Source organism: Paenibacillus sp. SAFN-054 (genome assembly GCF_051966755.1).
In the GTDB taxonomy this organism is placed as follows: Bacteria; Bacillota; Bacilli; order Paenibacillales; family Paenibacillaceae; genus Paenibacillus_AQ.
Map to the genome: position 1 here is coordinate 13,838 of NZ_JBQCKS010000007.1, position 12,621 is coordinate 26,458.

Genomic DNA, 12,621 nt, shown 5'->3' on the forward strand with positions numbered 1-12,621 from the left:
AAAATCTATTCTAGCACACGTGCGGACATGACTTCTACTTGAGCCCATTTGCTCCGGGCGGGTGTCTTCATAAGCTTCGCGAGCATATGGTGTGGAATAAAAAGGAGGTAGGTCATATGCCGCCGATTCCCCAGAAAAAAGACGCCCCGCTGCCATCGGCCCGAGGCATCCGCAGAGCCTGCAGCAAGGAGCTGTACCGCACGGTCAAGCGCCTGAAAGTATATATTCCGGATGACGCCGTTCAAGAGGGGGAGACGCTCTATTACCGCAAGGTCATCGGGAACCTCATCTGGATTCATGAGAACCGGAGCAACCGCAAGCTGCTCTGCGACTGGTGGGACGAAGCCGTACGCGCCGAGCTTGCCGAGCTGTGGAAGGTGGACGAAGCCCATCTGGGCAGGGCGTTCCGCGAAGCTTTCGGAGGGTAACACGCCGAGGATGAACCCTCGGGCCTGAGGCCCCTACGTTAAAAGAGCATTACTTCGGCGAAGCGGGCAGCGATTTCTCCAGCAGCGACAACCGGCTGCCCCACTCCTTCGCTTCAACCGTCAGTCCGAATTCGCGGTCGTTGCGGACCGCCGCTCTGCGTCGATCCGCGGCCCGTTGAGCGTAATCGTGATAAAGAACAAGACCGGCCTGGACGATGCTGCGCGCTTCTTGGACATGGCCGGCCGACAGCTTGCTTCTCGCGAGCTTGAACAGCCGTTCCAGACTCTTGGTCTGCTCGCCTGCATTGTATTTATCATGCCGGATGCCTGCTTTCGTCCAATAGGCCGCAGCCAGGGCATCCCCGCGCTTGACCGCATTATCCGCTAGCGCAAACATCAGGTCGGGATGCCCCGGCGAATAGGACAAGCTCCGCGACAGAACGGACTCGGCATCCTTTGGGTCCAGCTTCGCCGCCAAATCGAGGGCCGTCCGCGCGTCCGCAGGATTCCAGCGGAGCGAGGACTGCAAAAGCACGATCGCTTTGCTGGGCGCGGATTCGTGCATCGCCGCCTGATGCAGCCGAATCCCGCTCTCGCCCCGAACAGCCAGACAAATCCCCGCCCCCGCAATTCCGAGCCAAAGAAACAGCAGCGGAGAAGGCAAGCGAAAAGCACTTGTAGATCCCTTGGTTGATACAGACCAAGAATTATCCGCCCCTGTTATAGACGGAACTGCCCCCTTGCGAACGGCCGCCGCCGGCTCGTACGATGCTCCCCAGGCTACGACCAGGAGCATGAGCAGCCACACCAGCCCGAAGCTCCAGTCGATATCCGCGGCGCTGTGAAGGACAAATACGCCGAATACCGGCAGAAGTTGGCGCCGGGTACGGTACAGGAGCCAGCCTCCCGTTCCGATCAGCAAAAGGATCAGAAGGATACCAATGATGCCCGTGTTCAGCAGGATGTCCAGATAGCCGCTGTGCACCTGGCTGCCGACATAGGGGTTCGACTGCACGGCGCGATAGGAAAGCCGCCAGGTATCCCCGCCCTGGCCGAACCATGGCGCCTGACCGTATAGGCGCCACGCGTCACGGTAGATGGCGCCGCGAGCCGAGACGGTGCTGAAATTTCTGACGATGCGCTCCTGCGCCGTCAGAAACACCGCGGCCGCAGCACCGGCCGCGAGCAGGCCGCTGAGCGCCCACGCCACGCGGCGCAGGCCCGCCGCCCCGCTTCGCGCGAGGCGGCAAAGCGCCAGGCCGGCCAGCATGCTGCCGGCCCAGATCCCGGCCAGCGCGAGCAGGCCGGGCCAAGGCGCTGCCGCCAGCGTCGCCGCTGCGAGCTGGCGGTACAGCAGCGCCGCGCCGGCCAGTGGCGCGGCGGCCGCAAGCAGCGGCGCGAGCATGCGGCGCCGCTCGAGGGCCAGGCCGGCGGCTGTAGCCATGCCGGCCGCGAGCCAGGCGCCGCGCGACTCGCTGAGGAGGAGCGCGGCGGCGTACGGCAGCAGCGGGAGGATCGCCCGCAGCAGGCGGCCGGCACTGGCCGCCGGTGTGCGCTGCAGCAAGGCAGGCAGCGCGAATAGCCGCTCCAGAAGGAAAGCGGCCATCAGCAGGCCGAACGTGTTCGGATATTCGAGAAGCCCCGCCAGCCTCGCTCCCGTAGCGCTGATCCCCGGGTTAGCGGAATGCGCAATGGCATACGGCAGTGGAAGCAGCCCATAAACGGCCAGCACCGCGGAACCGCACAGCAGGCCTCCGGCCATATGCCAAGCCACCCCGAGGACCTTCTTCCCTTCAGGCTGCCGGGCTACCGTAAAAGCATACACGGCAAATAGACCGTAAAACCCCCATCTGAGCAGCTGGTTCACGCTTCCCTGAACGGACAAGCATGTACCCAGCAGCCAGTGGGCTGCATATACGGTCATCATCATAAACGGAACGGCAAGCAACAACCATTGAGGCGTCGTGAAGGAGATCTCAAGCAGAGCCTCGGAAGAGCCATAGCCCTGCCGGGCGGCCATCATGCGCCGCTTCAGGACATAAGCGCCCGCAAGAAAGAAAAGGAGGCCGTAACCGGTCCATGCCGGATACATATCCGCCGTAAAATAAAAGCCGGATTTCAGACAAGAAACCAATACCACTGTCACCAGCGCGGCCTCTCCGGTTCTCTGAACCCAACGTTTCACGCATGATGCCTCCATCCCTTGTTAGGATCCTGCCGAATCCGTGCTTTCAGGCAGCAGGTCAGCGCAGGCTTTTTCCAAATAAGGCTTCGCGTTCAGGAAATCGCGAAATGCCGTGTATTCCTGCCACAGCTGTTCTTTGCGTCCGCTTTGCCCTTTAACAGCGCGTATCAGGATGTTTTTGGGCGTGTGCTCCAAATCGATGAATTCAAGCAGCTGCGTTTTGTATCCGAGGATGTCCAGCAGCTTGGCGCGGATGCCGTCCGTGGCCAGTGCGGAGAAGCGTTCCTTCAGGATGCCGTGGGACAGAAGCGGCTCCATGACCGGGCTTTCGACCTGTCCGAACAGCTCGTGCTGGCAGCAGGGAACCGATAGAATGACCGAAGCATTCCAGCGAACCGCCTTTTCCAGCGCAGCGTCTGTCGCCGTATCGCAGGCATGGAGGGTAACCACCATATCGACCTGCTCCAGCTCATCGTATTCGGCAATATCGCCCACCAAAAAGCGCAGGTTGCCGTAATTCAGCCTTTCAGCCAATTGATTGCAGTGTTCGATGACATCCGCTTTGAGATCCAGCCCTACGACATTCAGGGTTCTGCGTTCCTGAATGGTCAGGTAGTGGTACAGCGCGAAGGTGAGGTAGGATTTGCCGCAGCCGAAGTCCACGATCGTGATCGGACGGCCTTCCGGCAGCGAGGGGAGGACATCCTCCACCATTTCAAGGAAACGGTTGATCTGTTTGAACTTGTCGTATTTGCGGGCGAGCACCTTGCCCTGTTCATTCATGATCCCGAGTTCAACGAGGAACGAGACCGGATGCCCTTCCTCCAGTACGTACTGCTTTTTGCGGTTATGGGCCAGATCCGCCCCCGATTTGGAAGGAGACTTGGTCAGGATCGATACTTTATATTTTTTGCTGATCAATACCTGGTAATCCGCATCCGGCGTACAGATCATTCCCTGGCGGAACGTCTGCTCGAACAGCTGCATGATGGCTTCTTCGGCTTCCTCGGCCGGGATGTTCTGGTGAACCACTTTGTTCGGGTGCACATAAGCCATTTGATAATGTATTTTTTTCTTCAGCTCCACCGGTTTGATCTGAACCTTGGTGTAAGGAACGCCTTCCCGCTTGCGAAGCTGGCTAAGGGTTGCCGTAATCAGCGTGGTGTCTTCCATGATGTCGTGAATGAGTTTGCGTAAAGATTCCAAGAGAGTACATCTCACTTTCTATATTTTCAGTGCGGAGCTAACCTTCCACTTTGCGTCGCAGCCCGTCTGCGCCCTCTTCCACCTCGGCGCGCGGGAGGCCGCCTGCAGCCAGCTCGGCATCGCTCCGCTCCATAAGTCTTTGATAGAAGGACAAGCCTTCCTCTTCCGTAATTTCATGCTGGTCGAGGAGACGATACAGGGCGTTTTCCGCTTCGTCATAGCGTCCCTGCTCCTCTTCGTAACCAAGCAAAAGCTTGTCCGTTTTGGCAGGCAGCCTGTAGCCTCGTGTCTGTGCCTTGAGTTCCTCGACCCTTTCCGGCAGCTTCAGCATCGTATGGTCTGCACCATGAAGGTCGGCAATGAGATACAGGTGAAGGGATTTCATGAGCCGCGTCAGACCTTCATCCTTTTGCTCCATATCAAGATAAATATCCCCTTCTTCCTGGAGAAGCCTGGCGATACCCTGCAGCTTGTCGGCCTCGATTGCGCCGCCCAGGCGAAACATCTCTATCATATCCTCCGTGGACAGGGAATTCAAAAGCTTCGAGTTCAACCGGAAGTTTTTGCTCAGCAGGTCATCGACTTCCCATAGAGCCTCGGCATATTTCTTCTGCTGCTTGAGGCCAAAAACCTTGCCGACCATTTCGACCATATCTTCAACCATCTGCAGCAAATAGTCTTTCCTGAACATGATGCTTTTCAGTCCTCCCCCATGCCATTGGCGGCAATTTTTCCGACTTGAGCCGGTGTTCTAACTGATTGTAAGCCATTCAGGTGACCAATGCCAGCGCAGGAGCCAGGAAGGGGGCTATAAAAGCACAAGTTATTCGCAGGAATGTTAAAAACCGGAAACCCCGCTAAGGGGTCTCCGGCTGTTCATTAATATCATGAAGTTTTCACTTGCTGAAGTGTAAGGAGCAGGAACCGCCTCCGGGTTAGGCCTGATCCATGAACGTTTTGATAACCTTTGCCAGTTCCTCCGGCGCTTCCATCAAGCTCATATGTCCGGCACCCGGAATCGTCGCCTGGGTGACATTCGGATGATCTGCTGTAAATACCTTTTCAGCCGGAATGATCTGATCCTTCTCCCCTGCCACCAGCAGTACTGGCAGCGTTGAGGCCGAGATCACATCACGGCGATCCGGGCGTTCACGCATAGCCAGCGAGACGCCTGCTGCGCCTTGCGGAGGCGTCATGTAACCGATTTCTTTTGCTTTCGAAATCAATGCCTCGCCCGCTTCGGAGCTGTCCGGAGCGAACAGGCCCGGTACCATGCCGTCGATAAAGGCCGTAATGCCTTCAGACTGGATGGTGCTAACCGCCTTCAGACGTTTTTCTTTGCCTGCCTCGTCATCCGGATAACCCGTGGAATGGATCAGACCAAATCCGTTCAGCCGGGAGGCATGGCGCTGAGCGAAGGATAGCGTGACATAACCGCCCAGCGAGTGGCCAAGCATCGTCACCTTCGGCAGGTCCAGTTCATCCAGCAGGTTCAGGACATCATCCGCCATCTGCTCGATGGTATAAGCACCGAGCGGAGCATCGGAACGTCCGTGTCCGCGCAGATCAGGCACAATGCAGCGGTAGCTGCCAGACAAGAGCGGCACGACTTTATCCCAATATTCGGAGCTGCCGCAAAAACCGTGAAGAAGCACGATCGGATCTCCCTGTCCCTGTTCGGCATAGCAAAGCGTGTATCCGTCGCAAAGTACTTTTTCCATGGTGATATCCTTCTTTCTTTATATCGAATTAATATTTCAGATCGCCTTGATACCATTTCGGAGTTCATCAGAATCTTGAAGTTTATTATGTATATATTAAGCCAAAGGCCACCCGTTGAAACGGAAACCCTGAACTTGGGAACCAAGTCCGAATGCACCCGCTGCCGAGGATGCGATTTGGCCGGCCATGCTCATGACATGAAAGAGCGATGTCATTTGAAGCGTTGCATAAGGCTTCGGACCTTTGACATTCACGACAGCGGCGATGCTGTAATGACCGACGGCCGGAAGCGCATGTCCAACGGATTGGGCTGGAAAAATCGGTTCATCCGATACCAGAAAGCTTCCGACGGAATGGGATTGCCCGAGGCAGGCATCCACAGCGATGACAATATGACCTTCGGGTATGGCCGCGATGCAGGCCTCTAAAGAAGAAGCATCACAGGGGGCTGACAGGGTGCCAATAACGCTCGGGAAACCGTACGCCTGCAGCTCGCTGCCCGTCAGCGGGCCCAGCGCATCTCCGCTCGAACGGTCCGTGCCGATACACAGAAAGGTTATTTGATCCAGCCTGTAGCGGCTTCCGATGTCCGCAAAGAAATCGCGGAGTCCATCAGCCTGAATTTTTTTGGAGCTTCCTCCTATTCCCCGAACCAGATGGGGGTCTTGAAACGTCATGGCTAACGGCCCTCCCACGCTGCTTTCGCAGCCGTTTTCTTTTGATTTTACTGCAAAACGGCCTGTAAGAAAAATCATTTTCCTGTATTACGGGAAAAGTCGTGCTACAATATATAAAATAGACGAACTGCTTTAAGAGAATAGAATCTGGAAAGGATGAATGGTCCCCATGGACTTGACTCAAAAAACCGCTGAAAATATTGAATATATGATTGAACAGATTAAAACCAGATTGAGAATGGCCAGCGGCGCTGCCATGAACGCATCCGCATTCTCCGTTGATCAATATGAGGACATCCGCGACGTGTATGAGCTGGTGGTCAGCAAGTCCAATTTGAGCATTTCCGAAGTGGAGGCTCTGGTGTCGGAACTCGGAAGACTCCGCAGCAAGTAATTCCCGCTTCTGTACACCAAAAAAGCCCCCTGGCGTCCCTTTCGTTCGTACTTGTACGAATGATGGCGCATCAGGGGGCTTTTTCTTACGGCAGCCCATTCTAGGGGATATCCACGAGCACGAATTCCGCGTCGCCTTCGCTGCTTGTCCCCTTGATTTGAAGGTCGCAGCTGTTGCGAATCCGCGCAGCGTCTCCCGGTTCAAGCTGGAACGTTCCGTCATTGCAGGCAATTTCAAGATGACCCGAAATGAGAAACAGATAAGTTCTTCTCTCCTCTTTTTGCTCAAAGACAATCTCTTGGCCGGTCTCCAAAATGGGGATATAGAGCGTAACGTCCGACTGAATTTCCAGCTGCTCCCCGGCTGCTTCGGGTGCTCCGCCGCTTCCGGTTACCACAGGCTGCAGCTTGTTTAAGCGTTCCTCTCTCGAGAGCGGACGGGATTTCCAAGATGGCTGTACACCAGGGCGCGAGGGCAAAAACCACATCTGCATAAAGCGTACCGGCTCGTCTTCGGACGGGTTCGTCTCTGAATGGTTGATTCCCGTGCCCGCACTCATCACCTGTGCCGTTCCTGCTGGAATTCGGGTGACGTTTCCAAGGTCATCATTATGCTCAAGTGTTCCGGATATGACATAGCTGACGATTTCCAAATCATGATGAGGATGTTTCTTAAAGCCTTGTTTCGGACTTAACTGGTTATCATTATGAGCGAGCAGACATCCAAAATGCGCATTGCTTGGATCATCGTAGTCGGCAAAAGAGAAGCTGAATTCGCTATGGATCCACTCCTTCTCCGATGTATGACGTTCTGCTGAAGTCACTACTTTAATCATTTTACATCCACCTCCATGAGCAACTTTATATTGTAAAACTTGATCTTGAATACGTAATTCTTACCCCCAACCTATAAGGCTTAATCATTTGGTAGCGGCTGGAACACAGCAAAAATCCCCCCAGTCTTGCATGGGGGGATTGCTTTTCTTCCATATATGGGCCGGACTCCAAATCCGCATATTCTTGCCAGCCTGTTTGACCTGATACTCTGTTACCTGGTCCTTCTGCTTTTAGACCGCCGCAGAGCCTTCATGCAATTGAAATACGGCCTCGGCATGTCCGACATGCTTGCCCGCGTCGTTATAAATATGGTGAGTAAAAGCTTTATTCATTTGTTCCATGAGCTCTTTGTTGCCATAGCCAATCTGGTTCAAAATCGATTCCACGATCCAGCCCCACTCCTCTTCCGATCCGTCCAGCACCTTAAGAGCAACGCCGAGGCGTTCCTTTTTAAGCCCAAAACAGTATACGCCTTTGAAGCCGCCTTTGGCCACGATATTCGGATCCCGCAGAATCAGGGAGTCGACACGGCCGCTGCCCCCCACCATTTGCGGATAGGTGTTCATAGCCCGGGTGATGATCTCGACCGCCTCCCGTGTCGCTTCATCCGCGATCAGCTCCGGACAGGCCAGCTTGAGGTACGCAGCAGCCATAGCGGACAGCGGAAGCCCGAAGACGGGAAAGCCGCAGCCATCCGTGCCGAGGTGGATCTGCTGGGGCTCCATTCCGCACATCATCGCCACCGTCCCGATAATCTCCTGCTGCACCGGATGCTCCGGTTCTTCGTATCCTTCGAGGGGGTAACCTTTCATTTTGCAGTATGCCAGAACGCCCAGATGCTTGCCAGAGCAATTATGATATACACGCCGCTTGCTGCCTTCATGGCGCAGCACCCTTTCCCTGTTCTCATCGTCAAGCGGGTAGCTCGGCGCGCAAACCAGTTCCTTTTCCGTCAGGCCTGTCTTTAACATGATGCTCTCCAGCACTTCCACATGATCCGGCTGAGCCAGATGGGAAGCGGTCATAATTGCAATTTCCTTCTCGGTGAGCCCGTAGTAAGACACGATGCCTCCGCGAATCGCAGGAATGGCTTGAAGCGGTTTGGCCGCCGAGCGGGTAAACGTCACGAAATCGGGATCCCCGGCTGATGCCTCAACTTGCCCTTGATCATTGATGATGCTTATATGTCCATGATGCGCGCATTCCATAATGCCCGCGCGGTATTCCTTGATTAGCAGCGAATCCATTGAACCATCTCTCCTTATAGCTTATCGCTTTTTTATCATACAACTTATTGGGATGAGTATAAAGGCTACTTTATGGAAGATTGCATGAATTCGCAGCCAGAAAGTATAACAGTACACTTTTGTAAAGTTCCGAATATAGACGTTATATCAATAAATACTAGCGTATTATTCGTTATTCTTTGATTATCTTTATTTTACTCTCATTCTCGTTTAAATTGATTCAGGCGTTTCTCTCTCGTTTAAATACGAAGTAAGCAAGAGCGAGTACAACTCATCTTCATCCTAAAAGAAAGGGAGGCGATCCACATGTGGGCAATTATCATCACCATCGTTATGGCCGTCATCATTGGGATTATCGGTGATGCACTCGTTGGGCATAACATGCCAGGAGGTATCCTAGGTGCCATGGTCGCTGGCTTTGTAGGTGCTTGGGTAGGCGCTTGGTTGTTCGGAGACTGGGGTCCTCATCTCGGAAACTTCGCTGTCATCCCGGCAATTCTAGGGACCGCAATCTTCGTATTTCTTCTTGGTCTCATCAGCAGATTGTTTACACGTTCCACCTAATTATAAATATGAACTAAGAATAAGGAGTGATTTCAGATGAATAAAGCAGAAACTGAATATCCGGTACAAAGTGGCAGCACATTTTTTAAAGGAGCACTCATCGGCGGTTTGATCGGTGCGGCAGCAGCCTTGCTCTTCGCTCCGAAGCCTGGTCATGAACTGCGCGGCGATTTGTCTGAGAAACTCAGCACCATGACGGACAAATCCAAAGAAGTTGCCTCTGTCGTCGGCGAAAAAGCTACCGATCTGGCTAAATCCGTAACTTCCAAAACGACAGAGCTGGCCAAGTCGGTATCCGAAGGCAAGAGCAGCATTATGGAAAGCGTCAAACAGGCTTCCGCAGATGTAGCGGATGACGCGAAGGATGCTTCCAAGGACATCAAGGAGGCTTCGGAAGATGCTTCCCGTGATGTTCGCAAAGAAATGAATAAGACATCTTTCTAGGAACTAAAGGGGTACTGGCAAGCCAAACTTTAATTCCGTCAAACCAAGATGGACTATTCCCGTAAACAGCCAGCTGTCCAAGCTGGCTGTTTTTGCGCCAAGACTACTACATCGGCTGCCTTGAACGCCGAAAGAAAGCAGGGATGAACCGTGAGCAAAGCAAACCCCTATAATGTCGATGAACATCCGTTCGAACTGCGGCATGAGGTCAAGAGATTGAATAAACGCTTGGACCAGATTGCCGATTCACTTGAAAAGTCCCAGGTTAAGGACATTATCGAGAACTATTCGAGTACTAAAAAAAGACTGGTCTCCAACTTCACTTCCGGCCTGGCACGCGGGCTCGGCCTGTCTGTTGGAACATTCGTGGTGCTGGGGCTTCTGGGCTACATTCTGAGTTTGTTCGTCAGCATGCCGGTCATTGGCGATTACATAGCCCAGCTTCAGCAATACATTGATGCTTACAAAGAGTAAACTGCGCGGAATCCGTATGAGGTCCTGCCAGACGAAGCAAGATTAAAGCCGGAAGAATTCTGAACGTTCAGAATCCTTCCGGCTTTGTTTGCGCAGAAACGCCTCATATTTTTGAATTTTTTTTGGATCTGACCCGAAGCAAGTCCCCCGTCCAACCTTTGCGGTGCATCCACCAATACATGCCGCCGCTGAACATAAAGGTTCCCACCATGACTCCTATAAATCCCCAAGGTGTTTTGATGGCAGGCAAATTATCAAAATTCATGCCCCATATCGCGCCTACCACCGTCGCCGGCGTAAAGATAGCCGTCAAAATCGTCAAGGTTTTCATAATCTCATTGCCTCGGAATGCGGATACCGCATCATCAATTGCGATCAGCGTATCGATCTCGTCTTCATAATGCCGGAAAGCCCGGTCCATGCGCTCCATCCGGTGCACGAGCTGCATGAAGGGCCGGCTTTTCTCCAGCTTATCGAGATACCCTTCCTTGGCCGCAGCTAAAAACTCCTCGAACGGGGTGAACATGTTGCTCCAGTACAGCAGCACGAAACGCGAGCTGAGGATCCTATCCATTAAATTGCGCTGATTGTCCAGTTCCATCGCTCGTTCAATTTCCCGCAGGTTGGCTTCAAACAAATCGAGGCCCCTATGGAAATAATGTAAAAGGGTCCGGGCCAGTACAAACATGCCGTCCGCGGCATGCTGACACTGATGCAGCATCGCGGTGCGCTCGGGCGTGGCCATAATCTCCCTCGTGTTCTGATCCAGATTGATCGTCACCAGAAGGTCGCGCTGAACGAAAAAGTGAACCCTGTCTACATGGCCGCTGTCCGTGACTTCGTCTTTGATGGAATACGGCAGCGTACCAAAAATAACGGCATCCACCCCATTCGGAAAGCGAACCGATATATAGTTTTCCCCGACCTTCGGAATCACGTTGATCCACTCTTTCATGATCGGAAACTGTTCCTCCAGATCTCGCAGCACTTCGCAGGTATCACCTTCAAAACAAATATCATACCACTGCCAGTGGCCGGCAAAAGACAATATATTGTTCACGTATGCGGGTGAATTCTCCTTTGTCATCGGCTCTGCTCCTTCCATTTCAAATGGTATATTCCATGATAAAAGGACACGCAGCATATTCTCGACGAGAACATGGCGTGTCCTTACGAACTTCCGGTCATGAGCACATTGCATACAGGAAGCTTGTCCTTCATATAGATGAGTTAGACATGATTTCTTTCAGTTTTTCGGTGGCTCTCTTCTGAATTCTTGATACGCTCATCTGCGAAACGCCCAGTTTCTGGGCAATGGAACGCTGGGATTCCCCATCCTGGAAAGCAAGCAGAAGCACTTTTTGCTCCTGTTCCTTCAACTGGCTGAGAGCCTGCTGCAGATCCATTCTTTTCTCGACAGAATCGTAATCATTCACATCAGAACTGATGAGTTCACCGAGAGTGGCTCCGGTCTCTTCCTGTGAAAGGGGAGAATCCAGAGAAACGTAGTGATAGCATTCGCGTCCGGCGAGCACTTCTACCGTTTCTTCCGCTGACAGATCAAGGTATTCGGCAATTTCATCCACATTCGGAGAACGCTCCAGCTTGACCGTCAATTCATCGATCGCATGCTGAACGAGCGCTCCTTTTTCCTTGATACGCCGCGGCACCTGGATGTACCAGGATTTATCGCGGAGGAAATTTTTCATATGGCCGATCATGCTTTTCATGGCATAGGGCTCAAAAGGAATTCCCAGGCTGATATCGTATTGCTGAAGCAAACGAATCAGCGCCATCTGGCCGACCTGATACAAATCCTCATATAAATCCGGACGGTTGCGGGCAATTTTGCCTGCAGCCATTTTCACCATGGGTTCATATTTCTTGATTAGAACGGTAGCGATTTCGTTGTCTTTGGTCTGCTGGTATTCCCAGATCAGGCCGACAGCCTCGCTCATGGACTCAGGGGGAGTCACGTGATCGTTCATACCTTCTCCTCACTTCTCATGAGGCGTTTGGACATGACGACCTTGGTTCCACGCCCAGCTTCATTCTCTATGCTAACCTCATCCATGAGAGCTTCCATCAGATAGAAGCCAAGCCCGCCGATCTCCACGTCATGCAAGTCTTTGTTATGAAGCGTGGCGCCGCTCGTGCTTGGAGTGACACGTTCAAAACTTTCCCCTTCGTCCTTTACCGTGATGGACAACAAATCCCGATTGACTTCAAACGCCACTTCAACCATACCGTCCTGCTGGCTGTAAGCGTAAAGCACCGAGTTGTTGCAAGCTTCCGACACGGCAACTTTCATATCTTCAATATCCTCATAGGAAAAGCCCATTTTAGAAGCAATTCCATATAAATTCAGTCTGACAATATCTACATAATCAGCTTGGGCTGGTAGAGAGATAACGACTCTTTGCACTTCAGCATTCATACTTTCT

The 12,621-nt window shown here is 53.1% G+C and carries 15 protein-coding genes; 5 read left to right on the top strand and 10 right to left on the bottom strand.

The window, feature by feature from the left end; all coding sequences use genetic code 11:
• The first annotated feature begins 116 nt into the window (after window positions 1–116).
• Window positions 117–428, top strand: coding sequence for a dehydrogenase (locus ACTHPM_RS24685; protein ID WP_440397830.1), 312 nt, complete (start codon window positions 117–119; stop codon window positions 426–428).
• 49 nt (window positions 429–477) lie between these two features.
• On the opposite strand, the gene ACTHPM_RS24690 is transcribed toward ACTHPM_RS24685, so the two are convergent.
• From ACTHPM_RS24690 to yyaC, 5 genes are all read right to left on the bottom strand, one after another.
• Entirely contained in the window at window positions 478–2,613 is a 2,136-nt protein-coding gene (locus ACTHPM_RS24690; protein ID WP_440397831.1) for an O-antigen ligase family protein, read from the bottom strand.
• A 21-nt stretch (window positions 2,614–2,634) separates the two neighbouring features.
• A complete protein-coding gene (locus ACTHPM_RS24695) occupies window positions 2,635–3,819 on the bottom strand; it encodes a class I SAM-dependent methyltransferase (protein WP_440397832.1) in 1,185 nt (394 codons plus the stop codon).
• A 37-nt stretch (window positions 3,820–3,856) separates the two neighbouring features.
• Window positions 3,857–4,510: a DUF6483 family protein gene (locus ACTHPM_RS24700; RefSeq protein ID WP_440397833.1), complete on the bottom strand. Its 654-nt coding sequence runs from the start codon at window positions 4,508–4,510 to the stop codon at window positions 3,857–3,859.
• Window positions 4,511–4,754: 244 nt separating this feature from the next.
• Window positions 4,755–5,540 (bottom strand): alpha/beta fold hydrolase, encoded by a 786-nt coding sequence (locus ACTHPM_RS24705; RefSeq protein ID WP_440397834.1) that lies wholly within the window; start codon window positions 5,538–5,540, stop codon window positions 4,755–4,757.
• A gap of 96 nt (window positions 5,541–5,636) precedes the next feature.
• Complete coding sequence (yyaC, locus tag ACTHPM_RS24710; protein ID WP_440397835.1) at window positions 5,637–6,218, bottom strand: spore protease YyaC; 582 nt, start codon at window positions 6,216–6,218, stop codon at window positions 5,637–5,639.
• A gap of 169 nt (window positions 6,219–6,387) precedes the next feature.
• On the opposite strand from yyaC, the gene ACTHPM_RS24715 reads away from it, so the two are divergent.
• Window positions 6,388–6,612, top strand: coding sequence for a DUF1128 domain-containing protein (locus tag ACTHPM_RS24715; RefSeq protein ID WP_440397836.1), 225 nt, complete (start codon window positions 6,388–6,390; stop codon window positions 6,610–6,612).
• A gap of 100 nt (window positions 6,613–6,712) precedes the next feature.
• Here the strand turns inward: ACTHPM_RS24715 and ACTHPM_RS24720 are convergent, their stop codons facing one another.
• Both ACTHPM_RS24720 and ACTHPM_RS24725 read right to left on the bottom strand, forming a co-directional pair.
• Window positions 6,713–7,447, bottom strand: a complete 735-nt coding sequence (locus tag ACTHPM_RS24720) for a pirin family protein (protein ID WP_440397837.1) — start codon at window positions 7,445–7,447, stop codon at window positions 6,713–6,715.
• A 231-nt stretch (window positions 7,448–7,678) separates the two neighbouring features.
• On the bottom strand, window positions 7,679–8,695 hold the full coding sequence (locus tag ACTHPM_RS24725) for an asparaginase (RefSeq protein ID WP_440397838.1): 1,017 nt from the start codon (window positions 8,693–8,695) through the stop codon (window positions 7,679–7,681).
• A 306-nt stretch (window positions 8,696–9,001) separates the two neighbouring features.
• On the opposite strand from ACTHPM_RS24725, the gene ACTHPM_RS24730 reads away from it, so the two are divergent.
• From ACTHPM_RS24730 to ACTHPM_RS24740, 3 genes are all read left to right on the top strand, one after another.
• A complete protein-coding gene (locus tag ACTHPM_RS24730) occupies window positions 9,002–9,259 on the top strand; it encodes a GlsB/YeaQ/YmgE family stress response membrane protein (protein WP_440397839.1) in 258 nt (85 codons plus the stop codon).
• A 36-nt stretch (window positions 9,260–9,295) separates the two neighbouring features.
• A complete protein-coding gene (locus tag ACTHPM_RS24735; RefSeq protein ID WP_440397840.1) occupies window positions 9,296–9,703 on the top strand; it encodes a YtxH domain-containing protein in 408 nt (135 codons plus the stop codon).
• A 150-nt stretch (window positions 9,704–9,853) separates the two neighbouring features.
• Complete coding sequence (locus tag ACTHPM_RS24740) at window positions 9,854–10,177, top strand: DUF5665 domain-containing protein (protein WP_440397841.1); 324 nt, start codon at window positions 9,854–9,856, stop codon at window positions 10,175–10,177.
• Window positions 10,178–10,280: 103 nt separating this feature from the next.
• Here ACTHPM_RS24740 and ACTHPM_RS24745 read toward each other — a convergent pair whose 3' ends face one another.
• The 3 genes from ACTHPM_RS24745 to rsbW form a co-directional block, all read right to left on the bottom strand.
• Window positions 10,281–11,264: a magnesium transporter CorA family protein gene (locus ACTHPM_RS24745; RefSeq protein WP_440397842.1), complete on the bottom strand. Its 984-nt coding sequence runs from the start codon at window positions 11,262–11,264 to the stop codon at window positions 10,281–10,283.
• A gap of 130 nt (window positions 11,265–11,394) precedes the next feature.
• Window positions 11,395–12,165, bottom strand: coding sequence for a sigma-70 family RNA polymerase sigma factor (locus tag ACTHPM_RS24750; RefSeq protein ID WP_440397843.1), 771 nt, complete (start codon window positions 12,163–12,165; stop codon window positions 11,395–11,397).
• Entirely contained in the window at window positions 12,162–12,614 is a 453-nt protein-coding gene (gene rsbW / locus ACTHPM_RS24755) for an anti-sigma B factor RsbW (RefSeq protein ID WP_440397844.1), read from the bottom strand. Before rsbW ends, ACTHPM_RS24750 begins: the two co-directional genes overlap by 4 nt.
• Window positions 12,615–12,621 lie beyond the last annotated feature (7 nt).